This window comes from Mesorhizobium sp. 2RAF45, from assembly GCF_052115225.1.
GTDB lineage: Bacteria > Pseudomonadota > Alphaproteobacteria > Rhizobiales > Rhizobiaceae > Mesorhizobium > Mesorhizobium jarvisii.
Genome location: NZ_JBFRGG010000017.1, coordinates 89,059 through 113,097 on the forward strand (window position 1 = coordinate 89,059; position 24,039 = coordinate 113,097).

Annotated in this window: 19 protein-coding genes and 1 pseudogene; 13 read left to right on the forward strand and 7 right to left on the reverse strand. The window is 60.6% G+C overall.

Annotation, left to right across the window (positions count from 1 at the left end):
• The first annotated feature begins 5 nt into the window (after nucleotides 1–5).
• Nucleotides 6–509 (forward strand): (2Fe-2S)-binding protein, encoded by a 504-nt coding sequence (locus tag AB4Z43_RS29670; protein ID WP_441940279.1) that lies wholly within the window; start codon nucleotides 6–8, stop codon nucleotides 507–509.
• Nucleotides 506–4,066, forward strand: coding sequence for a molybdopterin cofactor-binding domain-containing protein (locus tag AB4Z43_RS29675; protein WP_441940281.1), 3,561 nt, complete (start codon nucleotides 506–508; stop codon nucleotides 4,064–4,066). Before AB4Z43_RS29670 ends, AB4Z43_RS29675 begins: the two co-directional genes overlap by 4 nt.
• An 86-nt stretch (nucleotides 4,067–4,152) precedes the next feature.
• On the opposite strand, the pseudogene AB4Z43_RS29680 reads toward AB4Z43_RS29675, so the two are convergent.
• The 4 genes and pseudogenes from AB4Z43_RS29680 to AB4Z43_RS29695 all read right to left on the reverse strand — a co-directional run.
• Nucleotides 4,153–4,767 (reverse strand): annotated as a pseudogene (locus AB4Z43_RS29680) (ROK family protein); the annotation flags it as partial.
• A 206-nt stretch (nucleotides 4,768–4,973) separates the two neighbouring features.
• Nucleotides 4,974–5,273, reverse strand: a complete 300-nt coding sequence (locus AB4Z43_RS29685) for a monooxygenase (RefSeq protein WP_441940282.1) — start codon at nucleotides 5,271–5,273, stop codon at nucleotides 4,974–4,976.
• Nucleotides 5,274–5,443: 170 nt separating this feature from the next.
• Nucleotides 5,444–5,878: a RidA family protein gene (locus AB4Z43_RS29690; protein ID WP_441940284.1), complete on the reverse strand. Its 435-nt coding sequence runs from the start codon at nucleotides 5,876–5,878 to the stop codon at nucleotides 5,444–5,446.
• Nucleotides 5,879–5,998: 120 nt separating this feature from the next.
• A complete protein-coding gene (locus AB4Z43_RS29695) occupies nucleotides 5,999–6,718 on the reverse strand; it encodes a DJ-1/PfpI family protein (protein WP_441940286.1) in 720 nt (239 codons plus the stop codon).
• 162 nt (nucleotides 6,719–6,880) lie between these two features.
• Here AB4Z43_RS29695 and AB4Z43_RS29700 point away from each other — a divergent pair, with 162 nt between their 5' ends.
• Nucleotides 6,881–7,852: a GlxA family transcriptional regulator gene (locus AB4Z43_RS29700; protein ID WP_441940288.1), complete on the forward strand. Its 972-nt coding sequence runs from the start codon at nucleotides 6,881–6,883 to the stop codon at nucleotides 7,850–7,852.
• Between the two features lie 147 nt (nucleotides 7,853–7,999).
• Here the strand turns inward: AB4Z43_RS29700 and AB4Z43_RS29705 are convergent, their stop codons facing one another.
• Entirely contained in the window at nucleotides 8,000–8,629 is a 630-nt protein-coding gene (locus AB4Z43_RS29705; RefSeq protein ID WP_441940290.1) for a hypothetical protein, read from the reverse strand.
• A gap of 75 nt (nucleotides 8,630–8,704) precedes the next feature.
• Between AB4Z43_RS29705 and AB4Z43_RS29710 the strand changes: the two genes are divergently transcribed.
• The 8 genes from AB4Z43_RS29710 to AB4Z43_RS29745 all read left to right on the forward strand — a co-directional run bounded on the left by AB4Z43_RS29710 (nucleotide 8,705) and on the right by AB4Z43_RS29745 (nucleotide 19,508).
• Entirely contained in the window at nucleotides 8,705–9,148 is a 444-nt protein-coding gene (locus AB4Z43_RS29710) for a winged helix-turn-helix transcriptional regulator (protein WP_441940292.1), read from the forward strand.
• Between the two features lie 366 nt (nucleotides 9,149–9,514).
• Nucleotides 9,515–10,981 (forward strand): FAD/NAD(P)-binding protein, encoded by a 1,467-nt coding sequence (locus tag AB4Z43_RS29715; RefSeq protein WP_441940294.1) that lies wholly within the window; start codon nucleotides 9,515–9,517, stop codon nucleotides 10,979–10,981.
• 23 nt (nucleotides 10,982–11,004) lie between these two features.
• Nucleotides 11,005–11,982, forward strand: a complete 978-nt coding sequence (locus AB4Z43_RS29720) for an FAD binding domain-containing protein (protein WP_441940295.1) — start codon at nucleotides 11,005–11,007, stop codon at nucleotides 11,980–11,982.
• Complete coding sequence (locus AB4Z43_RS29725) at nucleotides 11,975–12,466, forward strand: (2Fe-2S)-binding protein (protein ID WP_441940297.1); 492 nt, start codon at nucleotides 11,975–11,977, stop codon at nucleotides 12,464–12,466. The genes AB4Z43_RS29720 and AB4Z43_RS29725 overlap by 8 nt, the downstream gene beginning before the upstream one ends.
• Nucleotides 12,463–13,017 (forward strand): CoxG family protein, encoded by a 555-nt coding sequence (locus AB4Z43_RS29730; RefSeq protein WP_441940298.1) that lies wholly within the window; start codon nucleotides 12,463–12,465, stop codon nucleotides 13,015–13,017. The genes AB4Z43_RS29725 and AB4Z43_RS29730 overlap by 4 nt, the downstream gene beginning before the upstream one ends.
• Nucleotides 13,014–15,458, forward strand: coding sequence for a xanthine dehydrogenase family protein molybdopterin-binding subunit (locus AB4Z43_RS29735; protein ID WP_441940300.1), 2,445 nt, complete (start codon nucleotides 13,014–13,016; stop codon nucleotides 15,456–15,458). Before AB4Z43_RS29730 ends, AB4Z43_RS29735 begins: the two co-directional genes overlap by 4 nt.
• Before the next feature lie 49 nt (nucleotides 15,459–15,507).
• A complete protein-coding gene (locus tag AB4Z43_RS29740; protein WP_441940302.1) occupies nucleotides 15,508–16,449 on the forward strand; it encodes a LysR family transcriptional regulator in 942 nt (313 codons plus the stop codon).
• Between the two features lie 83 nt (nucleotides 16,450–16,532).
• On the forward strand, nucleotides 16,533–19,508 hold the full coding sequence (locus AB4Z43_RS29745; RefSeq protein ID WP_441940304.1) for a Tn3 family transposase: 2,976 nt from the start codon (nucleotides 16,533–16,535) through the stop codon (nucleotides 19,506–19,508).
• On the opposite strand, the gene AB4Z43_RS29750 is transcribed toward AB4Z43_RS29745, so the two are convergent.
• A complete protein-coding gene (locus AB4Z43_RS29750; RefSeq protein ID WP_441940306.1) occupies nucleotides 19,474–19,737 on the reverse strand; it encodes a hypothetical protein in 264 nt (87 codons plus the stop codon). The genes AB4Z43_RS29745 and AB4Z43_RS29750 overlap by 35 nt on opposite strands.
• 1,126 nt (nucleotides 19,738–20,863) lie before the next feature.
• On the reverse strand, nucleotides 20,864–21,172 hold the full coding sequence (locus tag AB4Z43_RS29755; protein ID WP_441940308.1) for a hypothetical protein: 309 nt from the start codon (nucleotides 21,170–21,172) through the stop codon (nucleotides 20,864–20,866).
• A gap of 154 nt (nucleotides 21,173–21,326) precedes the next feature.
• Here AB4Z43_RS29755 and AB4Z43_RS29760 point away from each other — a divergent pair, with 154 nt between their 5' ends.
• On the forward strand, nucleotides 21,327–21,914 hold the full coding sequence (locus AB4Z43_RS29760) for an NUDIX hydrolase (RefSeq protein WP_441940309.1): 588 nt from the start codon (nucleotides 21,327–21,329) through the stop codon (nucleotides 21,912–21,914).
• Between the two features lie 26 nt (nucleotides 21,915–21,940).
• On the forward strand, nucleotides 21,941–23,380 hold the full coding sequence (locus AB4Z43_RS29765) for a homospermidine synthase (RefSeq protein WP_137935309.1): 1,440 nt from the start codon (nucleotides 21,941–21,943) through the stop codon (nucleotides 23,378–23,380).
• The last annotated feature ends 659 nt before the right edge of the window (nucleotides 23,381–24,039 follow it).

Sequence of the window (24,039 nt, forward strand, 5' to 3'; positions counted from 1 at the left end):
TCAGGATGGCGGCCTTGATTGCGCTGAACGTCAACGGATTGGCAGTCCAGGTCTCCGTCGCACCGTCGACGCCGCTCCTCCTCGTGTTGCGAAACGACCTCGGCCTGAATGGCCCAAAATACGGTTGCGGCCTTGCTGAGTGCGGAGCCTGTGCGGTCCTCGTCGGTGATACCGCGGTTCGCTCGTGTACGGTGCCGGTCGGCGCGATCACCGGCCGGCCCGTCACCACATTGGAAGGGCTCGGAACGCCGCAGCACCCGCATCCCGTACAAGCCGCGTTTATCGCAAACAACGCCGCTCAGTGTGGTTACTGTATCAACGGCATGATTGTCGCCGCTGTGGCGTTGCTCAGAAGCAATTCCAGTCCCGATGAGACCGCCATTCGAACCGCCCTGCGTCACCATCTTTGCCGCTGCGGCACGCATCTCGAAATCCTTGCCGCCGTGCGCGAAGCGGCGCTCGCCACATCCAAGGTCGCGGTCGCGAACGTCGAAGAGGCGGCTTCATGACCGGTCCGCGTGATCGGTCTGTCGCGACCTATCTGAAAGGTCCCGATACGCTTTTGGTTCTGCGCCCAAATTCTTTGGCGGGCAGGGACGACGAACTGTTCCTTGCGCTCGACGCGGACGGCCGTGTCACCGCGTTCAACGGTCATGTCGATCTAGGCACCGGGATCCGCACCGCATTGGCCCAGATCGTGGCCGAGGAGTTGGACGTTCCATTCGAACGCGTCCGGATGGTGCTTGGATCGACCGCGGCCGCACCGGATCAGGGCGCGACGATTGCCAGCGAAACCATCCAGATCACCGCAAAGCCGCTGCGAGCTGCCGCTGCGACCGCCCGCGCCCATCTACTGCAACTGGCTGCCGCGCGGTTTGCCATGAAGGCGGAAGACCTGGTCATCGAGGACGGCGTGATCCGCGCGGCGAATTCGGAAGAAAACCGCTTCGTTACCTTTGGTCATCTCATCGCAGGCGGCAACACGCGCCTGTTCATCGATCAGCGCGCACCCGTAAAGCGGGCGGCGCAATACCGGATCGTCGGCCGTTCCCAGCCGCGAAGCGATATACCAGCCAAGGTCACCGGCAGGTTCACCTATGTCCACGACGTGCGACTGCCCGGCATGCTGCACGGCCGCGTCGTCAGGCCGCCTTATGCCGGTTTCGACTCCGGTATTCATGTCGGCTCCAGCCTGATTTCGGTGGATGAGAACTCGGTCGCAGATGCGCCGGGGGTGGTGGCGGTGGTGGTGATAGGCGACTTCGTCGGCGTGGTTGCGGCACGCGAGGAGCAGGCCATCGAGGCAATGCAGAGTCTCAAGGTGGAGTGGCGCAGCGCCCCCGATATGCCCGACCTCAATACGCCCGAGGCAGCCTTGCGCGGGAATCCATCGACAGCCCGAAAGCTGGCCGATCGAGGAAATGTTGAACGCGGCCTCGGCGCGACAGCCGAGCCGATGCAGCGCACTTATGTCTGGCCTTACCAGATGCATGGTTCGATCGGACCGTCCTGTGCGGTCGCCGACTGGCGCGACGACGGCCTGACCGTCTGGTCGGGCACGCAGAACCCATTTCCGATGCGCACCGACCTGGCAAAACTTCTCGACATATCGGAAGAGCGGATCGTCGTCGAACGGCTGGAAGCCGCTGGATGCTATGGACGCAACTGCGCTGACGACGTAACTGCTGACGCCGCTCTAATGTCCAGGGCAGTCGGGCGGCCGGTGCGCGTCCAACTTACCCGCGAGCAGGAACACGCGTGGGAGCCAAAGGGTGCCGCGCAGATCATCGACGTGCGCGGCGGCCTGGACGAGGAGGGTGGTGCGGCTGCCTATGACTTCGAAACCCGCTATCCGTCCAATCTGGCACCAACCCTTCCGCTGATCCTGACCGGAAAGGTCTCGCCGGTCCCCGAAGTCGCGCTGATGGGAGATCGCACAGCTGTTCCTCCCTACGCATTCGGCAATCTGCGTGTCACTGTCCACGATATGCCGCCGCTGGCTCGCGCCTCGTGGTTTCGTGGCGTTTCGGCGCTCCCAAACAGCTTTGCGCATGAATCCTTCATCGACGAGTTGGCTACGGCGGCTCAAGTCGATCCCGTGGAATACCGCCTGCGCTATCTCACCGATCCGCGCGCGATCGATCTGGTCCGAGCCGTGGCCGAGCGCTCCGGATGGAAGCCCCACATCAAGCCGGGCACGCATGGCCACGAGGGCGACATTGTGTACGGGCGCGGCTTTGCTTATGCTGTCTATGTCCATGGTCCTTTCCCCGGGAAGGCGGCGGCTTGGGCAGCTTGGGTCGCCGACGTGGCGGTGAACAAGGTGACGGGCGAGATCGCCGTGACCAAAGTGGTCTGCGGGCAGGACACAGGCGCGGTCATCAACCCTGACGGCGTGCGTCACCAGATCCATGGCAACGTCATCCAGTCGACCAGCCGGGTTCTCAAGGAAGATGTGAACTTCTCATCCAGCGCTGTCACCAGCCTGGAATGGGGCGCCTATCCGATCATCGGCTTTCCCGAGGTGCCGGACATCGACGTGCTGATGATCCCGCGCCCCGACGAGCCGCCCTTGGGCGCCGGCGAGTCCGCATCGGTGCCGAGTGCCGCCGCCATTGCCAACGCGGTTTTCGACGCCACAGGCGTGCGCTTTCGCGAGCTGCCGCTGACGCCGGAACGCGTGCGCGCTGCCTTGAATCCGCTGCCGACCCCGCCGCCATCGAACGAAAACAGGCGAACGGCCAAGCGTTCGAGCCTGAGGTTCGCCTGGCCACTCGCCGGCGCCCTTTCCGGCGCCGTCGCCCTCGGCGCGGGGATTTTTCCATTCAATGCGGCCATAGCCCCGGTGGCGCGTCCGCTGCCCGACGTCTTTTCGCCTGCGACGATCGAGCGTGGCCGACTGGCGGCTGCGGTGGGCGCCTGCAACGTCTGCCATGTCGGCGCCGGCGGCAGGCCGTTCGCGGGGGGGAGGGCTCTCGAAACCCCTTTCGGTATCGTCTACGCCACCAACATCACCCCGGATGAAGCGGCCGGCATTGGCAGTTGGTCCTATCCGGCTTTCGCCCGGGCGATGCGCCAGGGCGTCGCCCGCGACGGACATCACCTCTATCCGGCACATCCTTACACATCCTTTGCCAAAACAAGCGAAGCCGATCTCGAGGCGCTCTATGCCTATCTGATGGCCCAGCCGGCGACAGCGGCGAAAGCACCGCAAACACAGCTGCGTTTTCCCTTTGGCATGCGGCCATTAATGGCCGGGTGGAACGCGCTTTTCCTATCGTCGTCGCCGGCACCGGCTGATCCCACCCACGATACCGCGTGGAACCGGGGCGCGGAACTGGTGGAAGGGCTTGGCCACTGCAGCGCCTGCCATTCGCCGCGCAATGCCATCGGCGGAGAGATCAAGGGGTCAATGCATCTTGCTGGTGGCGCCGCAGACGGCTGGTACGCGCATGCGCTTACGGCGAAATCCTTTTCGCCCGTAACCTGGAACGAAAGGGCTTTCTACGATTATCTGCGGACCGGGCATTCCGCCGCGCACGGAGCGGCGGGAGGGCCGATGGCTCATGTGATCGATTCGATGGCACCGCTTCCGGATGCGGACATCAGAGCGATGGCGGTCTACCTCGCGAGCTTCAACGTTGGCGGTCAAACGTCCGCGACTGGCGCGTCGGTCCAGAGCATCATCGCCGCCGCAAATCTGGCCGCACCGGACGCGGCAGTGGCTTTTCCTCGGGGTGCGCGCCTGTTTGCCGGCGCTTGCGAGACTTGTCACTCGGAAACGTCGCCCATCACGTCGCTTGCCCTTAACACCAATCTGCATGCCGACGCGCCGGACAATCTGCTCCATGCCGTCCTGGAAGGCGTGTTCGCGCCGGCAGCCTCGCCGCTCAGGACAGACGCGGGTGATTTCGGCGTCATGGCGATGCCGGCCTTCGGCGGCGTGCTGCATAATGCCGATCTGGTTGACCTCGTGGGCTATCTAAGGGCGCGTTTCGCACCCGGCAAACCCGACTGGCAAGCCATCCCGGACTCACTCGCCGCCCTCCGATCCGCTCATCATTGAACCAACGGAAATATCACATGCCCAAACACCAACGTTCCCGCCGAAACGGCCGGGGGAGATGGTGTTCCCACCGCTCGGGGCACGCATCACGCCTGTCCCGTTCTCGTCAGTCGCGCAAGACGACAACCATCCGGCCGCCTGCCGAAACTCGCTTTGGACGCCACAGCCTTCGTGGCCCGGTCATCGATTTCGAGACGGCTCAGGTTCTGCTGTGTAACAAGCGATCCTGGCTGCATCAAAGGCAGATGGTGCTGTCTTGGCAGCCTGAAGAAGGTCAGGGTCTGTTCGATGGCATCCTCGGCCCAGCCTGTCAGGCGCGGATAGCGAGGCGACCATTTGGCGAGCCAGGCGGCGAGATCGGCCCGCACGATCGGCACGTCGCGATAGGCTTGCATGGCGCGCTCCTCGACGGTCGCCCGGATCGTCGGCGCCAGGAGGTCGAAGCCGTAGGAAAGGCCGCCGCCCATCACGATCAGGTCGGGCGAATAGAGATGCAAGAGGTTGGTGAAGCCGATGCGGAGCCACTTGGCTTCGGCCTCGACCAGTTGGCGAGCCGCCGCATCACCCGTCCGCGCGGCCTCCACGACATGCCGCGCCGAGACATCGCCATTGTTCGAAAGGCGCCTGGGCAGCGAGACGTCGCTTGGCGCGGCATGTCGTGTCGCCCGCCGTCCAAGCGCGGTGCCGGAGGCGACCGCCTCGGATTGATAGATGCTCTCGAAATGGCGCCGCCGGATCATCCTCAATAACCCGTGAGATCAACCGCAGGACTACTCGGCAGCCAAAGGCAGCGGCCGTTCACGCCTGTGCTTTATCGTCAGCCAAAGATCCTCGTTCTCGATGACGCAGGCAGTCAGCGCGGCGCCGCTTCGTGTTGTCTCGCACCACGCAATCATCTGCATATCGCTCATCGCCCCCGGGTGGCCATGGACAGCGATTCGTTGACGCCGTACGAGCGGACGTCGATGTCGGTGATGCCGAAATCCTTCAAGCGCGCGGAATGTTTCTCTGTATACGTTTGCGCGCGCTCGACGCTGTCGAACAGATAGACTCCGCCCGCGACACCTCGATCAGCCGCCTCGGTCCACACCTTCCAGATCAGCCCGGGCTCCTGGGCGATATCCAAGGCCAATCCATTTAGCGCATGAGCCATCTCTTTGCCCCATGGCCCGCGGAACCCGAATTCAAACACCAGAAGCGTCGTCATGGTTCGCCCTTTTCAATAAATTGAAATTTCGCGTCCGCCAGTTCGGGCGGGTGCCGACAGCAGATCGACCATTGTTTTAAGCGCATTCGTTGGATGCTTGCGCCCCACGAAGCCTACCTCCACGAGGCAGTCGGCTCAAAACCACCGATCACCCGCTCGGCCGTCCAGAGCTAGTCTGCCGAGATCGCCACGATCGCTTCCACCTCGAAAAGCATGCCGTCGAGGGCCAAGCGCGGAACCGGGATCAGCGTCGCCGTCGGCATCATGCCAGGACCATAGGCACGTGCGAACTCCTCGCCGAGAATGTGAAGCTTCTTCTCATCGTGATCGACGACCAGCATCGTTTGTTTGACGACGCTCTGCAGATTGGCGTCGACTGCGGCCGCAGCGACCGCAAGATTCTCGAGAGCTTGCCGTACCTGAAGACGAAAGTCAGGTGAAAGTGACCCGTCCGGCGTTTCACCGCCTTGCCCAGCTATGAATGCAATGCGGGCTTCCGTGCCGAGCCGGGCAACATGCGAATAGCCGTAAGCCGACGGGTCATAGAGGCCGGCAGGATTGATGAACTCGAATGCTCGAGTCTGCGCCGTTTTTGCATTAGCCAATGGTTTCTCTCTCTTCTGCTGGGTTTGTGGTCGATTCAGTCGCAGCCGCTACGCAATCGATAGGTGACCCGTCGAACTGCTGCAGTATTGCGCTACAGCTCGACGAAAGTCCTCGCGTAGTTACATCGCAGCAGACCGACCGGAGTCTGGCCGTGGTTGATATTTCGAAACTGCCTCATCTACGCATAGCGAGAAGAAGCCCTTGCCGAAAGCTTTGACTTCTTCCGCAAGCTCCGGCCCGGCCAATTCTGCCGTGCCGACGCCGAAGACTGCCTTAGGGTGGTATTCGACGTTGAGTTCCTGCAACTTGGCGGCATGTTCACCCCGAAGGTGAGACAAAACGAGGAGAGCTGCCTCAAAACCACCAGTCGCAGGACCCGCGGTGAACAGCTTGCCGTCTTCAACCACTGAACCGCCCTCGACAACGTCGCAGCCGAACTCAGCGAGGCGATCGATACATTGAAAGTTGGTTGTTGCGCGCCTGCCTTGCAACAAACCAGCGGCGCCAAATAGCAGGGCGCCAGCGCAAATCCCGATAAAGTAGGGATCATGCTTGGCCTGCTCTTGAACGAAGGCAATGGTTTGCGGATCTGAATATACCTGCGGCGCCATGGCTCCCGCCACAAGAACGTCCAACAGCGGGCACTCTGCATATGTCGTGGTTGCGGCCAGCGGAAGGTCGCCCCATGCACGGATCAACTCCTTGGTCTTTCCCACGTGGTAAAGCTCAACGCCCGATGAGAATCCCAAAACCGATTGGACCCCAACCACGTCCATCAACAAAACCCCAGGCTCAATAAGCACGCCCACCTTGATGGGGCGATCTGCAATCTCGTTCACTTTGGACTCCACTCCTCAAACATCCTTTTGCAGTCCGCAGCTTAGTGACATGCCGTTTGGCGTAAACGACAATAAATTGACGATTTCCGCCAAAATCGGTACTGATCAACCAAGCGTCCCATGTCGCTTATGGGGAGGCCATCGCGGAACAAAGGTCCACTCATGCCACCAACGAAGTCGTTGCAACTCATTGCTTTCTCCAGGATGAGTTTTCTGGATATTTCCGGGCCGCTCGATGTGTTCCTCACCGCAAACCTCGTCGTCGATGGGCCTCATCAGCCTTATGATGTCTCTGTCGTCTCGCCTGCTGGTCCTGTGGACATGCCCGCCGGCATTTCCATTCATACCGACGCCTTAAGCGAGGATACTGCGCCGCCGCACACACTGATTGTGCCGGGTGGACCGGGCATTCATGCCTTTTGCGAGGGTGAAGGGTTCAAGTCGATTTTCGAGGTGCATGCCAAAAAGGCGAGCAGGCTCGCGTCAGTATGCACCGGAGCCTTTGCATTGGCTGCTGCTGGGCTGCTTGATGGGCGCCGGGCAACGACACACTGGCAGTCCTATGACGACCTTGAGCGCCGTTTTCCCAAGGTGATCGTCAAACGTGGCCCCATCTTTGTCAATGACGGTCATATCTGGACATCGGCCGGCGTGACCGCGGGAATAGACCTCGCGCTTGCAATGGTCGAACAGGATCTTGGACAGGCTGTGGCGCTCGAAATTGCCCGCAACCTTGTAATGTTTTTGAAGCGACCGGGCGACCAGGCGCAATTCAGTGTTCCCCTCACATTGCAATCCGAGAGCGGTCGTTTTTCCGACCTTCATGCCTGGATGAGTGCCAATCTTGCTGAAGACTTGTCGATCCCTGTGCTCGCAACGCGTATGAACATGAGCGAGCGCAGTTTCCTGCGGCATTATCGCAGTCATACGAGACGCACACCAAGTAAGGTGGTTGAAGCGCTGCGCCTGGAGGCGGCGCGCCATTTGCTCCTCAATACCGATTATCCCATGAAAGATATCGCCGCCCGATGCGGTTTTGGGAATGAGGCAACTTTCTTGCGGCGGTTTGGTAAATCTTTTGGCACCAGCCCCGGCCAGCATCGCGCAAATTTTGGATCCCAGGTACGAGATTAAGCGACAGACACCTCGCTGAGGGATACCCGGGGATGGCTCTCAAGAAGTGCGTGGCTTATTTTGAACGCTTGGTAGTTCAATATTCAGCGACTGATAGAAGCGACGCCCGCAAGTCAAGAAAAGCAGGGACCTGCGGGCGACGAGATCCTATCGGGCCAGCATATCGGCTAGCCAGTCCTTGATACTACGTGGGGTGAGCCCAAGCAGGCGCTGGGCGCTGGTGTCTTCGGAAATCACATTGTCTGGAACCTGCGAAAGTGCCTGGTAGAAGCCAACTACATTGGCGGCGGCGGGGCCGAACATCGGCTCGATCAGCTTGCCGAACGCTTCCGGCGTCAATGCGTCGAAGCTGATGGTGCCGCCGAATTGCGCCGAGAATCCCGCAGCGAGATCCGCGCCCTTGAGACCGGGAAGTTGGCCTACGCCAACGACACCGGTCACTGAAGTGTCGGTGAGGAGCCGTTCGGCGACCTCGGCCACGTCTAGATGCGAACTCCATGAGACCGGAAAGTCGGCGCGCAGTGGGTAGCGCAGTACGCCCTCGGCCTTCACCGGTTCGAAGACCGTCGGCAGCAGCAGGTTTTCCAGATAGAGCCGTGGCGCGACTACAGCATGGGAGACGCCGGTTTCCTCGACACCGCGCAAGAGGATCGCGATGGCGCTGCGCGGACCGCCGCAACCGCCTTCTTGCCCGAGGCGAGCAGGCGCGCGTAGAGCGGGCCGCCTTGGGCCCCGGTCGCGCCGTGGATAACGTGAAACATTCGATACTCCCTTCATTGATGTAGCCATTGGCTAATCGTTGGTGCAATATCTGCATCGGTTACGTCAAATGCACTAATGGAACGAATTGGCATGAGTGATATCAACGTTCCTGGGTGCGGCGTTGATCGCTTCCTGCTGCTCCTCGACGGTCCCTGGGCGACGCTGATCGTGCGCGAACTGCTGAACGGGCCGCGCCGCTTCACAGAATTGCGGAAGGCCCTGCCGGGCATCAGCGCGCACACGCTAAGCCATCGCCTGCGCCGCTTCGAGGAGCATTGGCTGGTGACGCGCACGGCTTTCGCCGAGACTCCGCCGCGGGTAGTCTATGAACTGACCCCTTTGGGCATGTCCCTTAGGGATGTCCTCTACGCGATGAACGACTGGGGTAATGCGCTCCCCGAAACGGTGCAGGTGCAAATCGCGACGTCCCGGTCAGCCAACTCTGTGGTCAGCGACCGAACGCAGACCGTCGATCCACAGGGCAAGCAACGTGCAAGTTGCCCCGGAAAGCAGGTAGGCATCGGCGGCGATTAGGCCGGAATTGCCCCGCAACAACAGCGCAGCGAGTGGCGCGAAACAGGCGCCGAACATCCACGCCAGATCCAAATTAATTGCCGGGCCCTTATAGCGATCCAGCTTTGAATGGCTCGATGCGATTATGCTGGACGACTGCTCCCATCAAGGCCCGAGACGCAACAAGTCGTGCGCGCGATGCTATCGCCGAGCGCATGGCGGCCACGTTAATTTCGGCTTCTGAAGAGCGATCGCAGCGTGCTGAGGCGACCGCGGGTCACCTGGAGAGCCGATGAGACAGCCATCCGCCTTTGATCTCGACACGATAGCGCTGATTGTCTTTTCGGCAAATGGCGCGAGGGGCAGGTTGGCCTGGGGGCGTAGCATATGAGTCTGGCGGAGCTCGAAAGCCTGGTCAAGCGCCAGAATGCCTTCATAGACTTCCCGAACCGGCCGTGGATGCCCGAGACGACGTCGCCGAGGGGGCATGTCTATGACGTTGTGATCGTCGGAGCCGGGCAGAGCGGGCTTGCGGCTGCCTATGGGCTCATGCGCGAACAGGTGACGAATATCATCGTGCTTGATGCGGCTCGCGAGGGGGAGGAGGGTCCGTGGACGACTTTCGCACGGATGATCACCCTGCGAACCCCGAAGATGCTGAGTGGGCTGGACTTCGGCAATCCGTCGCTGTCGCCACGCGCCTGGTTTGAAGCGCAGTGGGGCAGGTCAGCCTGGGACGGGCTCACAAAGATTCCGCGCGGTATGTGGCAGGATTATCTGATCTGGTACCGGCGCGTGCTGGGCATACCGGTGCGCAACGAAAGTCGCATAATCGACATCGCGCCCGCGCCTGCGGCGCTGCTCTCTCTGCGGGCCGCTGACGGCAACGAATACCTGGCACGCAAGCTCATCCTTTGTACTGGCCTCGACGGCAGCGGCCGATGGGAAGTTCCATCGGTGGTGAGCGAAGCGCTGCCGCGTGACCGCTACGCCCACACTGCTGATGCAATCGATTTCGGCGCTCTTGCCAGGCGCCGTCTCGGGGTCTTGGGAAACGGGGCGTCGGCATTCGACAATGCGGCGATGGCGCTTGAGGAGGGGGCTGCACAGGTATCGCTCTGCCTTCGCAAGGAGGCCTTTCCACGCGTCAATGTCCATAAATGGATGGAGACCCCAGGTTTTCTCGGTCACTTCGCGTCGCTTCCCGACCTGGCTCGCTGGCGCTTCCTGCGTCAGGTCACTTCGGTGAGCCAGCCGCCACCACAGGACACGTTCTGGCGCTGCAAGCGCCATGCGAACTTCTCGCTCCACACCGGCGCAGCCTGGACTGCTGTGGCTTTGGATGGTGATGAGATCGTCGTCGATACCCCCAAAGGGCGGATGCACTTCGATTTCCTGATCGTTGGCACCGGAATATCCCATGCGTTGCGACTACGTCCTGAGCTTGCCGGCATTGCCAGTGACATCGCCACCTGGAACGACGTCTTCACGCCGCCGGCGGACGAGGCGGACACCCACCTGGGGCAGGCGCCTTATCTGGGCGCGGGCTTTGAGTTTCAGGAACGCAGGCCCGGAGCGGCACCTTATCTGCGTCGCATTCATAATTTCAGCTATGGCGCGACCCTCAGCATGGGGTTGTCGGCGGCCTCCATCAGCGGCATGCGTTACGGCATTCCGCGCTTGGTGCGGGGCGTCGTCGGAGATTTGTTCAGGGAAGATCAGGACAGGCATTTCGCGTCTCTGCTCGCTTACAGCGACGAGGAGATCTCGACGCTGGAATTGCCAGACGACCCATCGCTCATTCCCGGTCCGCCGATAGCGGCCACCCGGGATACGACCGAGGTGTTGGTTTGATCCTGACGGCGAAGACGGCGGATATGACCGCCTTCGCCTTGGACGGTTCCAGAATCCTGCGCTCCACGCGCTCAAGCATTTCAGAGACTTTCTCCGAAAGGAAATCCATGTATCCCGCGCCATTCAATTTCATCAGGGTGGGGAGCTTCTCGGAAGCTTCCGCGGTTCTGGCGGCCGACCCGAACGCCAAGGCGATCGCTGGTGGGCAAACCCTGATCCCAATGATGAAGCTGCGTCTGCTGAAGCCGGCTCTGCTCGTTGACCTGCGCGGAATTTCCGGCGCGCGCGACATCGCACTCGGCGACGACGCCATCGAGATCGGTGCCTTGGCGACCCATGTGGACATTGCAGGCTCGGACATCGCTGAACGCTTCAGCATTCTGCGCGACTGCGGACAGGGCATCGCCGACACGCAGGTTCGCAACATGGGCACGATCGGCGGATCACTGGCCGAGGCTGATCCGTGCAGCTGCTGGCCGGCGCTGCTGGTTGCGCTCGATGCACAGGTTTTGTGCGAAGGCCCCGACAGCCGGCGTGTCCAAGGCGTGCGCGAACTGCTGGAAGACGCTTACACACCTGCCCTGGAGCCCGGCGAACTGATCACCCGCGTCGCCATAGCCCGCCAGGCGCTGGAGGGCTACGGCACATTCGTCGCCTTCAAGCGTTGCGCGCCGGCCTATCCGACGGCCAGCTGTGCCATGCAGATCGCCTATGATGGCGATCGGATCGCTAGCCTGCGCATGGGCTTCGGTTGCCTCGACCTGACCGCGCTCGCCTTCGACGAGGGAAGCGACATTGCCGCCGGCAGACAGGCCACCGAAAACCTGGTCGAAGATGTAGCCGAAGCCGCATCGATATTCGTCGAGCCCTTCGCCGACGCAAAGGGTACGGCGGAATACAAGCGGGAACTCGCGCGCGGCCTGGTTAAACGCGCATTTGGCATCATCGAGGCCCGCCGTCTCGGGCGCCCGGCTGTGGAGACGCATCAATATTATGGCTGAGTATCCGACCATGCGTGTGGCCCTGAAGCTGAACGGCCACCAACTGCAATTCGAAGTCGAGCCGCGGACCCTCCTGGTGGAGCTAATCCGCGAGAACGCCGGCCTGACCGGTACGCATGTGGGCTGCGATACCAGCTATTGCGGCGCCTGTACGGTGGTCGTCGACGGCCGCTCGGCCAAGTCCTGCACGGTGCTCGCGCTGCAGGCCGATGGCGCCGAAGTCACCACGGTTGAGGGGCTGGAAACGCCTGACGGCCTGCATGTCCTGCAGCAATCCTTTGCAGAAAATCATGCGTTGCAGTGCGGCTTCTGCACGCCCGGCTTCCTGATGTCGGCGCTGGCGCTGCTCAGCGTCAATGCCGATCCCGACGAGGCCGCCATCCGCAAAGCCTTTAGCGGCAATACCTGCCGCTGCACCGGCTATCTCCCGATCATCGCGGCGGTCAAGGCAGCCGCCGTCAAGCTCAAGGAAACCGTACAATGAAAGTTGACATGGACGGCAATTTCGAGGTGACGGCGTCGCCTGCGGAAACATTCGTCTTCATCACCGAGCCGCGGACTTTTGCTCCGATCCTTCCCTATTTCAAGGAACTGCATTCGGTAGAAGGCGACGGCTTCGGGGTACTCCTCGAAGTGGGCGTCCCACAGATCCGGGGGCAAGCCGATGTCGCGGCGCGCCGTATCGAGTCAGTGCCAAACGAACGCGTGGTCTACACAATCAATGGTCGCCATGCGCTGGGCATGATCGATGCGCGCATGACCTTCGTCATCGAGCCAATCGAGGCTGGCTCGCGCGTGAGCTGGACCAGCGAAGGCACCGTCAGCGGTACACTCGCTTCCCTGGCACAGGGCATCCTGCTGCCGCTGGCGCGACGTCAGGTCAAATCACTTGTCGTGGCGGTGCAGAAGGAGCTCGGCGTCGTGCAGCCCGAGCCGGCTGCCTCGGCTGGCCTGATGAAGCGCTCGGTCTCCTCGATGAAAGGGCTGTTCGGCGCCGCAAGGGCGAAAAGCCCGAACGAGGATCTGTCATCATGAGCGACGACAAGCCCATCGTGCGGCGCGAGGACGGTCGCTTGATCCGCGGGCGTGGCCGTTTCGTCGACGACGAAGGATCACGCGCACTTCATTGCAAGCTGGTGCGCTCTCCCTATGCGCATGCGCGTATATTGGGCATGGACACAAGCCGGGCCGAGTCGCTGCCGGGGGTGGTCTGCGTCCTAACCGGCGCGGAAGTACGCGAGCTGACCAACCGCTTCCCACAGATGGCACCAGAGCCGACCAGCCGCATCAGCGACTATTGCATGGCAACCGAACGGGTGCGCTTTCAAGGGGAGCCCGTTGCAGCTGTCGTGGCGACAAGCGCCGCCATCGCCAGTGACGGCGTTGAACTCGTGCGCGTCGACTACGACCCCTTGCCGGTCGTCGTTGATGCAGTTGCCTCGCTGGGGGTCGATGCGCCAATCCTTCACGATGAATCCGGGACCAATCAAACCTGGGGCTCGCTGTTCGACTGGGGAGACGTGGACGGCGCCTTTGACAGCGCCGGTGTCGTCGTCGAGATCGACCGGCTGAAGTTCCACCGTTTCTCGAGCACGCCGCTGGAGGGATTTGCCGGTCTCGTCACCTGGGAGCCGACCGGGCGGGTGGACATGCTGTGCAACCTAATCCAGCCGGGCGTGGCGATGAAGTTTATCGCACCCGCGCTGCGAATCTCGCCCGAGCAGCTACGCATACGCACGCAAGACATCGGCGGCGGCTTCGGCATCAAGCAGAACCTCTATCCTTATCTGATGATCGCGGCGCTGTGCTCGCGCAAGGTGGGTTATCGCCCAGTGAAGTGGATCGAGGAGCGACGCGAGCATCTACAAGGCAGCGCACATGGCAACGAGCGCACCTTCCTGGACATCCGTGTTGCGCTCACGGCCGATGGCGAGATCACCGCTGTGGACGCTCGGCATGTCGACGATTGCGGCGCCTATCCACGCTACGAGCCACTCGGCGCGGTCATCTGGAGCCAGGTCGCCCCGGCCTCCTACCGATTGCAGAATCTGCGTATCGATTTCCGTCAGGCAATGACCAACAAATGCCCCGTGGGACCCAACCGCGGCTTTTCGCGAATGCAGAATGTCTGGTTCCTCGAGCGGGTGATCGACATCTGCGCCCATGAGATGGGCATCGCACCCGATGTCATGCGCAAGCGCAACTATGTCCCCGAAATGCCATGGACCACGCCCAACGGCTGCGTCTACGATTCCGGGGACTACGGCGCCATGCTGGACATGGCGAAGGATCTGATCGGCTGGGACGATTGGATCACAAAGCGCGACGCCTGGCGCGCCGAGGGCCGGATCGTCGGAATCGGGATCGGCACGGCACTGGATTCCGGCACCAACAATTTTGGCCAGTCGCGCATCGTCAATCCGAACTCGCCGCTCTCCGGCAACTCGGAGGTGGCCAATGTGCGCCTGGGCGTGGACGGCACAGTCACCGTCTCCGTCGGCTCGGTGCCGCAGGGGCAGAGCCACGAAACGATCGCCGCGCAGGTTGTCGGTCAGGAGTTGGGCATATCCTCCGATCTGGTCCTGGTCGCCATCGGCTTCGATTCAGAGCGCATGTCGCACAACAACCATTCGGGTACCTATGCCTCGCAATTCGCAGTGACGAGCCTCGGCGCCATCCATGGCGCCGTGGAGAAGTTGAGGCAGGAACTGCTGCGAGTCGGCAGCTATTTCCTGGGCCAGCCTGCCGAAACGCTGAGGGTAGGGACCTTCGAAGGCGTCGCCTCGGTGGCAGCGCCCGATGGGCAGTCGGTTTCGCTGGCGCGGATCTCGAACCTCGTCAACGCCCAGAGCGCCGAGCTCCCACCTGAGCTTATGGATGTCTCGCTGAATTGCCGCCATGTCTATCGCGCGCCATTCCAGGTGCCGGACATCGAGAAGAAGTTTGGCAACCTGACCCTCACCTACGCTGCGCAGGTGCATGTCGCCGTGATCGAGCTGGATCCGCTCACCTATAACATTCATGTCCACGACTATTCGATCGTTGACGACTGCGGCAAGGTCATCAACCATCAGATCGTCAAGGGCCAGGTGGTCGGCGCAGCCGCTCATGGCTTCGGCGCCGCTCTGATGGAGTGCTTGAAATATGACGAGGCCGGCAACCTTCTGACCAGCACCTTCAGCGATTACTGCCCCCTGACGATCATGAACATGCCCAACCTGCACTACGGCAACCGTGAATCGCCGTCGCCCTTCACCTATAACGGCGCCAAAGGCATGGGCGAAGGCGGTGGCGGTCCGATCTTCGCGATCTCGTCTGCTCTGCAGGATGCTGTGGCGACCACCGGGATGCGGCTCGACCAGTCGCATTACTCGCCCAGCGATATCCACGCGTTGCTCTCAGGCATTGCCGAAAGACGGGGTGCCAAGGTGTCAATGACGGTGCGAACGCCATCACGCGAGCCGTTGCCGGCGTGAAGGAGGGCGACTACGTTGGCCGATGTTCGGCCGTGCGAACGGAACCTAGATGACGCCATCGGGCACCTACCGCGATTTTCCGGCCGAAAGGCTGAGATATCTCTACGAATCCGTGCGCCTCGGCACGATGCGGGCGGCAAGCGATTTCCTCGACATGGCGCCGTCCTCCATCAGCCGGCAGATCACCGCGCTGGAGAAGGAAATTGGCATCGAACTGATCGAGAAGAACCGGCATCGCGTGCTCCTGACCCCAGCCGGCGAGCGCCTGATCGAATATTACCGCGACCGCCTCGCCCAGCAGGAAGCCTTGGTCACAGACCTCGACGACCTCAAGGGACTGCGCACCGGTCATTTGAGGATTGCCGTAGGCACCGGGTTGATGCGTGTCGTTATCGCGCGAGCGGTGGCTGAGTACACAGCAAGGCTGCCCGGCGTTCGCATCGATGTCGTCTCGGCCCCCTCGCGCGCCGTGATATCGATGGTCCGCGACGACATGGCGCATTTCGGCGTGGTCATGGATGCACCGACCGATCCGCGCGTCTGGTCGCGGTCGAGTTTCCCCGAGCCAAACTATCTGATTGTCGCGCCGCACCATTCGCTGGCGTCGGCGTCCGAAGTCGACATTCGCGATCTCGTCAATCAGCCCCTGATCCTGCCTGAAGGCGGGTTCCGCATTCGCGATGTGCTGTCCGAATTCGAGGCTACTCATGGCTTGTTTCTGGATACGCGGATCACCGCATCATCCGTCCAGTTCATAGCAGATGTGACCTCGGCGAGCACGGTCGCAACCATCATGCCACTGGGCTGCGTTTCCGATTATGTGGAGGCGGGCCGACTGCTTGCGCTGCCGATCTCGAATCCGGAATTGAACACTGGACGAGTGAACATCGTCACACGCGTCGGTCGCCGCCTATCATGGGGGCGGAACAAGAACCGTTCCCGCAGACACGCTAAGGTCGAACGAAGCGCGAACACGCGCATAGATCTGTAGATGAAGCCACTGGGCTGGTTGAAAGCCTCCGGCCGATGACGAACCAATTCCCTTGGAATTTAGTGTGCCGAGGGAGAAGGCGAGTGGGTAGAAGACGGCTTGTCAGTTCAAAGGAAGCGGCGATACTTCTGGGCATAGCGACGGACGAGGATAGTCTGATCCGTCACTTTACACTGGACCCGTCAGATAGATTGGAATGCGAACTCCGCCGGCGACCGCAGAACAAGCTGGGCTTCGCCGTTCAACTCTGCACGATGCGACAAACGGGGCGGCTCTTGTGGGATAACGAGCAGCCACCCGCGGCTGTGATCGACTATCTTGCGGATCAGCTTGGTATCGACGCGCGCCTCTACGCCTTCTATGCGCATCGAGTACAGACGCGCTTCGATCACAGCCGATCGTTGATGGCTTACCTCGGTCTCCGGACTGCATCTAGAGACGATCGCCGCGCCGCCCTTGTGGCTGCAATCGATGCGGCGACCAATGGCGATCACGGGTTGCCGATCGCGACGGCAGTCATTGCCGAGTTCCGGAAACGAAACGCACTCCTGCCCTCGCTGCATTCCATCGAGAAGATCGGCCTCGGCGGTCGCGCGATAGCTCGCCGACGGGCTGAGAAAGAACTCGTCGAAGGTATCCCGCCCGATCGGCTTACATTTTTGGACAGGCTGTTGGAGGTGGACCCGGCCCTCGGCCAGACGCGCTTTCATTGGCTGAGATCGGCGCCGGATGCGCCTGGTGCTTCGAACCTGATTGGGCTGACCGAACGGATCGCATTTTTGCGCACGCTGGAGATCGATCCGAAATTGCAGATGCGCATATCCTCCGGACGGTGGGATCAGATGATCCGTGAGAGCAACGCCACACCGGCATGGCTGGCCAACGACTTCAATACCAGCCGTCGACACGCCCTGATCGTGGCGCAGATTATCAAGCTCGGCCAGAAGCTCACGGACGATGCAGTGTCGATGTTCAACAAGCTGATAGGTCGGCTGTTCTCGCAAGCCAATAACCGCAAGAAGCAGCGGCACATGGACTGCAGGCCGGATACCGCCAAGGCGCTGCGCATGTTCCTCCAAACCATCACTGCTCTCCAATCCGCGAACGACTATGGCCGGAACGCATTGGAGGTTCTCGATCAGGAAGTCGGGTGGCACCGCCTGCTCCGAATCAAGCCTGAGCTTGAGTCGATGGTCGATGACAATGAGGCGTCACCGTTGACCTTGGCGGCAGAGCAATATGCGACCGTCAACAAATATGCCGGTGCGTTCCTACAGGCGTTCACGTTCCGCTCAGCGCGCCGCCACGATCCGCTTCTTGCGGCAATTTCGGTCCTGAAAGGCCTCTATGCCGAGAAGCGTCGGACACTTCCGGATCGCGTTCCCGTCACTCACCTAAGCCAGTCCGATCGAAAGCTCATCTTCGGCCAGGACAAACCTGATCGTCGTCTCTATGAAATTGCGACGCTCGCGGCTTTGCGGGACCGGCTTAGATCTGCGGACATTTGGGTCGATGGCAGCCGATCCTTCCGGCCGATCGACGAGCATCTGATGCCGCGGTCAACATTCACGTCCATGAAGGAGGAGGACCGTCTTGGACTGGGCGTCCAAGGTGACGGCGCGCAGTGGCTTGCCGAAGCGCGTCACATGCTCGACTTCAACCTGAAGCGTCTGGCGCATAGAGCGCGGTCCGGAAAGCTCGAAGGTGTTCGTCTTGAAAATGGAACGTTGATCGTCACGCCGATCGTCGGTGAGGTGCCTGCCGCAGCCGAAGAATTGAATGCCGAGATCAGCGAGTTGTATCCGTTGGTCGAAGTTCCCGACCTGCTGAGGGAAGTGCATGAATGGACCGGCTTTGCGGATTTCTTCACGCATGTTCGCACCGGCGACGTCCCAAGAAATGTCTCGGCCATGCTGGCCGGCGTGCTGGCCGATGCGACCAACCTCGGTCCGAAGCGAATGGCGAGCGCGTCCAAGGGCATCAGCGCGCACCAGATCGGCTGGATGCGCACCTTCCACGCGCGGTCCGAGACCTATCGGGCGGCGCAAGCATGTATCACCGATGCACACACCCGACATCCGCATTCTCGACTGTGGGGCAACGGAACAACATCATCGTCCGATGGCCAATTCTTCCGCGCGAGCGACCGTGCCGCAAAGCGCGGTGACGTCAATCTGCACTATGGCAGCGAACCCGGATCGAAATTTTACAGCCATCTTTCCGATCAGTATGGCTACTTCAGCATTCTGCCCATCAGTCCGACCGAAAGCGAGGCCGCCTATGTGCTCGATGGGCTATTCGACCAGGACACAATCCTCGACATCCAAGAGCACTTCACGGACACCGGCGGCGCGAGCGATCACGTCTTTGGGCTATTCGCTCTGATCGGCAAACGCTTCGCACCGCGACTGCGCAATCTTAAAGACCGGAAATTCCACACATTCGAGAAAGGCGATGCATACCCGGCGCTGTCGAACCATATCGGGGCACCGATCAACACCACCCTGATTCTCGACCATTGGGACGATCTGCTCCATCTGGCGGCGTCGATCACGACGCGATCCGTGGTGCCGTCTACGATCCTGAAGAAGCTGTCCGCATCTCCGAAGGAAAGCCAACTCGCCAGAGCTCTACGCGAACTCGGTCGGATCGAGCGATCGCTCTTCATGATCGAATGGTACTCAAGCCCGGCACTGCGGCGAAGGTGCCAAGCTGGCCTCAACAAGGGCGAGGCCGCGCATAAGCTGAAGCGCGCCGTCTTTTTCCACGAGCGTGGTGAAATCCGTGACCGATCATTCGAAAGCCAGGCGTTCCGCGCCTCCGGCCTCAACCTCGTCGTTAGCGCGATCGTGCATTGGAACACGGTCTATATCGAACGGGCCGTCACCCACTTGCGCAAAATGCATCGCGAGATCCCGGACCATCTGCTCAAGCACGTCTCGCCGCTGAGCTGGGAACACATCAATCTGACCGGCATCTACACCTGGGATGCAGAACATCAGATGCCTGAAGGCTTCCGGTCGCTCAGACTTCCGGCTCGGTTACGCCACGCCGCATGACGTTCACGCTCGGTTCGACCTTAGCGTGTCGCTGGGAACAGTTCTTGTTCCGACCCCTAAGTGTCACAACGTTTGCCGGGATATCCTCTCGGAACGTCACGATGGCGGCCGACAGCTTGCGCTGGAGGATCGGGACCAAAGGATCGTCACGCCCAAGGCGGCGGTCGAGCATGACTTCGAGGATGGTGTAGTCTTTTGTAGTGAGGCGAAAGATCTGATCGTTGGACATGGCATATCTCCATGTCGGCCGCTGGGGCCGACGAAAAAGCGTTCTCCGTTCTGTGATTTGTTTACGAGCTGCCCCTGATCCATGCACCGCAAGCGGCCACAGGAGGGGCTACTCTCCCGCGATCGGGCTGCCCGCCTGGTTCAGCCGATTGAAGAGACTCGGAAGTGTTATGTCGACTTTGCCGACTGAGCTTCGTCTGCCGTCGCCGCTTTGCGTTGGCCGCTGGCTTCGCCGACGCTGTTCTACTTGGGTGTCATCACCACCAACGGGTGGCTGCGTCCATCGACGTGTTGCTTGAGCCGAAGGGAAGCTGGAATGGGAGGCAGCGCTAATGACAAGCCTTGGCTTGCTCTTGGATTCAATTTTTTTGGCCATTTCAAACTCGCTAAAAGCCGGGCCGTGCTTCCCTCTGAAAGCAGGCACTCAGGTCGATGCCGGAATCTCGCGGCAGTTAATCTCGGCAGGCTAAGCTGACCGGAATATGTTTGGGAAAAAACGCTCGCCCCTCGACTCAAAGAAAAGCCGAGCCGGGGGTTAGGATCCCACGATGGGGCAATCCCGGATGTAAAAGAGCAATTTCACGGCGGCATTCATGGTTGCATCTTTCCCGAGCTTCTGACGGAAGTCAAGAGGCCAACAGAAAATAGAAATGACATCGTCTTGTTTGAGAGCGAACTTAACAAGTTTCCATATAGGGCGAATTCGAAGAGCGCCCTATATGGATGACAAAATTAAGGTTATTTCTTTCCTACGCGTTGCCCGACTCTGAGAGACTGTTGAGATATCGCGGATATTTCAGCTGGCTGTTCTCTTATTTTCTTCGGTTTGCGTATTTCTCGATTGCCATTTTTCTTTGACATTGGATTCCTGCCTTGAAGCGAAGGTCACATCAACCTCCTCCCGCCCGGTCTCGCGCGAGAACAAGCCGTATGACATTCGCAATCAGATTCCACCTTGACGCATTGCGATCAGGCGAAACCAGTTGGATTGGTGATGTCGAGGGGGGTGAACTCCCTGGCCCGCTTGTCGCTTCGGCGACAATCCGGACCAGGGCTAGTGGCCTACGAGGAGGCCCAACCGAAAAGTCGGTAAATAGGGAAACGAATTTTGCATGCCGCTATCTTGGTCATGGAATGGTCAAAGTCAAATGCGGGTTTGCAAAGAACACTTTTTGTCGCAGGGCAGTTTCCACCCTTGCTTTGGCTGCCTCAATGTCTAGATTAAAAGGCATGTGCATGAAAACATTCATCATGATTTCGAGGCTCACCGGGGATGCATATGCTTTCTCCTGGGGCAGCTTGATGATGAACTGACAGCCGCACAGTACTCCGCTCCGGGAACACTCACCAAAATCATCGCGGTGCAGTTCTATTTGCGTATCGCTTGGCGAGCGCCCCTCGGAGCCCATCATGTTCACCCCGTTTTTGGCCGTCATGTGCCAGGCCTGTCAACGCAACCTGCCAAAGGCCGCACGCCGCTGTCCATGGTGTGCCAGCCGGGGCCTTGTTCAATATAGCTGCCACACACGCCCTCAGAAGGGCTTTCGACGGCCTCGATGCGTCGCTCTCGAAAAGACCGGGTTGTAGACCGTGTCAGCGATTGAAAAAGCTGCAACCCATGGACAGCTAGAGTCGTTCCAGGGGTCAGGCGTTCGCCGTCAGTACGGTGCCATCGCATGGCGCCGGTCCAGGAGTGGTGAGCTCAAGATTCTCCTGATCACCTCGCGAGAGAGGGGGCGGTGGATCGTACCCAAAGGCTGGCCCATCAAAGGCGAGACCCCGGCAAAGGTCGCCGCACTGGAGGCATTCGAAGAAGGAGGAGTATTCGGAGATGCTCGTTCGGAACCGATCGGGGCCTACGACTACCTGAAAATCCTTCGCGACGGTTCGACAGCCTTATGCCGTGTTGTTCTGTTCGGCATCGAAGTCCGGGGCACACTCGTCAACTGGCCCGAGCGGTCCCAGCGCAAGCGGAGTTGGTTCACGGTCTCCGAGGCGGGACGGACTGTTTCGGACTCCCAGCTCGCGCGAGTTCTAAGGTCTTTGGAGGCGAACTGCACTGTTTGTGTCGACGATTGCAAATGCGGACGTCTCCCTTGGCCGACGCGGCCCGCGAAAAAGAAGACGGTCCCCGCAGATCCAAGCCTTGAATCCTTTCCAGTCACGTCTCCCACGTGACGCCGCCAACCATGATGGACAAGCATATGAAAATCGAATCCTGGCCTGTGCACGCACGAATTTCCGGTCCCATCGTAATGATTGGCTTCGGCTCCATCGGCAAAGGAATGCTGCCGTTGATCGAGCGCCATTTTGAGTTTGACCGGTCCCGCCTTGTGGTGATCGATCCCGATGATACCGACCGCCACCTCCTCGATGAGCGGGGGATCAGGTTCGTCCATGCGGCGGTCACACCAGATGGCTACCGCGAGCTTCTCACGCCTCTGCTGACAGCCGGCGGCGGCCAGGGATTCTGCGTCAACGTCTCGGTCGATATATCGTCGCGTGACATCATGGAGCTCTGCAGAGAGATCGGTGCGCTCTATATCGACACCGTCGCTGAACCTTGGGCGGGCTTCTACTTCGACAACAGCGTCGGGCCTGAGGCTCGCACCAACTACGCCCTGCGCGAAGTCATCCTCGAAGCACAACGTCGGAACCCGGGTGGCACGACTGCCGTGTCGTGCTGCGGGGCCAATCCCGGAATGGTCTCGTGGCTTGTGAAGCAAGCATTGCTTACCCTCGCAAGCGACATCGGAATAGAACTTGAAGAGCCGAAATCTCGAGAGCAATGGGCGATCTTGATGCATCGCGTCGGCGTGAAAGGCATGCATATTGCCGAGCGGGACACGCAGCGCGCCCTATCGCCAAAGCCTGTCGGCGTGTTCGTCAACACCTGGTCCGTCGAAGGCTTCGTGTCCGAGGGCCTGCAACCCGCCGAACTTGGGTGGGGTACCCATGAAAGATGGATGCCAGCCAACGGCCGCACCCATGACAAAGGCTCTCAGGCCGCGATCTATTTGCTTCAGCCGGGCGCCAATACGCGTGTCCGCTCGTGGACGCCTACAGCACAGGCGCAGCACGCCTTCCTGGTCACCCACAACGAGTCCATTACGATTGCCGACTATTTTACCGTTCACGATGATGACGGAAAGGTCGCCTATCGGCCGACCTGCCACTACGCCTATCATCCTTGCGGCGACGCGGTGCTGTCGCTGCACGAAATGTTCGGCAAGGCAGGCAAGGCTCAGGACAAGTTCCACATCCTTGACGAGAGCGAGATCGTCGACGGCATAGATGAACTTGGCGTGCTTCTCTACGGGCATTCAAGAAACGCGTTTTGGTACGGTTCGCAGCTCTCGATTGAAGAGACACGCCAGCTTGTGCCCCATCACAATGCTACTGGGCTTCAGGTCACCTCGGCTGTGCTCGCAGGCATGGTCTGGGCGCTTGAAAACCCCGAGGCTGGCATCGTGGAGGTTGAAGACCTGGACTTCCGGCGCTGCCTGGAGATCCAGAAGCCCTATCTTGGCTCCCTCGTGGGTGTCTATACGGACTGGACGCCTCTGGATGGCCGGCCTGGGCTCTTCCCGGAGGAGATCGACACATCCGATCCGTGGCAGTTCCGGAATGTGCTGGTTTCCTGACTGACTGGCGCCGGGCAGGGCAGCGGCGCACGGCGTTTCTGCTCCCGGGTTCTCTTCCGGCGCGGAAGCGGACGGTCTTCTCTTCCAACTCGAAACGCCAGGCATGGCAATAAGGAAATTGATCTGATGGATCTCACCACACGCCTTGTAATCGCGATCGGGCTCGGCGCGCTTCTCATCGGCGCGTTCATCCTTATTTAGCCGATTTTCGGCGCTCCAAGTCACAGCCACTTCGGTTCGTCCACCTGGTTCCACTAGCGGCCGCCAGCGCTTCAAACGCGCGACCGAGGCGGTATCGCTTGCACGGGCGCACAACAGTCTGAAGAGCCTCGCTGTTGGGGAATTCCAATTGCTCGTGCGACACCAGCCACGATTTCATCGACCGCGCAGTGGAGGAAAGCGTGCTCCGGCTTTTCAACAACAACGGTATTTCGAAAGAGCAGTTGAAGCATAGGAAATTGCCTGCCGCAGCCGCAAAAGCGGTGATCGACCCTCCCTATGGATGCGATGAATGTCGATTCAGCCTAGGGCACGAGAGCCTTCCGTCGCTATCCCAATGTCGACATGAAGCCGGCGGCCAACAGCGCCGTGAAAGGGAATAGGCCCAAGGCGACGATCTCTGTGTACCCGACCATCGCTTCAGCCGGCTCATGTCTAGT

What these genes read in the sequence shown, in the direction of transcription:
- AB4Z43_RS29755 (WP_441940308.1), bottom strand. Translation starts at nt 21,172, where the DNA reads ATGACGGCCAAAAACGGGGTGAACATGATGGGCTCCGAGGGGCGCTCG.
- AB4Z43_RS29700 (WP_441940288.1), top strand. Translation starts at nt 6,881, where the DNA reads ATGCCACCAACGAAGTCGTTGCAACTCATTGCTTTCTCCAGGATGAGT.
- AB4Z43_RS29740 (WP_441940302.1), top strand. Translation starts at nt 15,508, where the DNA reads ATGACGCCATCGGGCACCTACCGCGATTTTCCGGCCGAAAGGCTGAGA.
- AB4Z43_RS29765 (WP_137935309.1), top strand. Translation starts at nt 21,941, where the DNA reads ATGAAAATCGAATCCTGGCCTGTGCACGCACGAATTTCCGGTCCCATC.
- AB4Z43_RS29735 (WP_441940300.1), top strand. Translation starts at nt 13,014, where the DNA reads ATGAGCGACGACAAGCCCATCGTGCGGCGCGAGGACGGTCGCTTGATC.
- AB4Z43_RS29720 (WP_441940295.1), top strand. Translation starts at nt 11,005, where the DNA reads ATGACCGCCTTCGCCTTGGACGGTTCCAGAATCCTGCGCTCCACGCGC.
- AB4Z43_RS29670 (WP_441940279.1), top strand. Translation starts at nt 6, where the DNA reads ATGGCGGCCTTGATTGCGCTGAACGTCAACGGATTGGCAGTCCAGGTC.
- AB4Z43_RS29730 (WP_441940298.1), top strand. Translation starts at nt 12,463, where the DNA reads ATGAAAGTTGACATGGACGGCAATTTCGAGGTGACGGCGTCGCCTGCG.
- AB4Z43_RS29685 (WP_441940282.1), bottom strand. Translation starts at nt 5,273, where the DNA reads ATGACGACGCTTCTGGTGTTTGAATTCGGGTTCCGCGGGCCATGGGGC.
- AB4Z43_RS29710 (WP_441940292.1), top strand. Translation starts at nt 8,705, where the DNA reads ATGAGTGATATCAACGTTCCTGGGTGCGGCGTTGATCGCTTCCTGCTG.
- AB4Z43_RS29705 (WP_441940290.1), bottom strand. Translation starts at nt 8,629, where the DNA reads ATGAAGGGAGTATCGAATGTTTCACGTTATCCACGGCGCGACCGGGGC.
- AB4Z43_RS29725 (WP_441940297.1), top strand. Translation starts at nt 11,975, where the DNA reads ATGGCTGAGTATCCGACCATGCGTGTGGCCCTGAAGCTGAACGGCCAC.
- AB4Z43_RS29715 (WP_441940294.1), top strand. Translation starts at nt 9,515, where the DNA reads ATGAGTCTGGCGGAGCTCGAAAGCCTGGTCAAGCGCCAGAATGCCTTC.
- AB4Z43_RS29750 (WP_441940306.1), bottom strand. Translation starts at nt 19,737, where the DNA reads ATGTCCAACGATCAGATCTTTCGCCTCACTACAAAAGACTACACCATC.
- AB4Z43_RS29675 (WP_441940281.1), top strand. Translation starts at nt 506, where the DNA reads ATGACCGGTCCGCGTGATCGGTCTGTCGCGACCTATCTGAAAGGTCCC.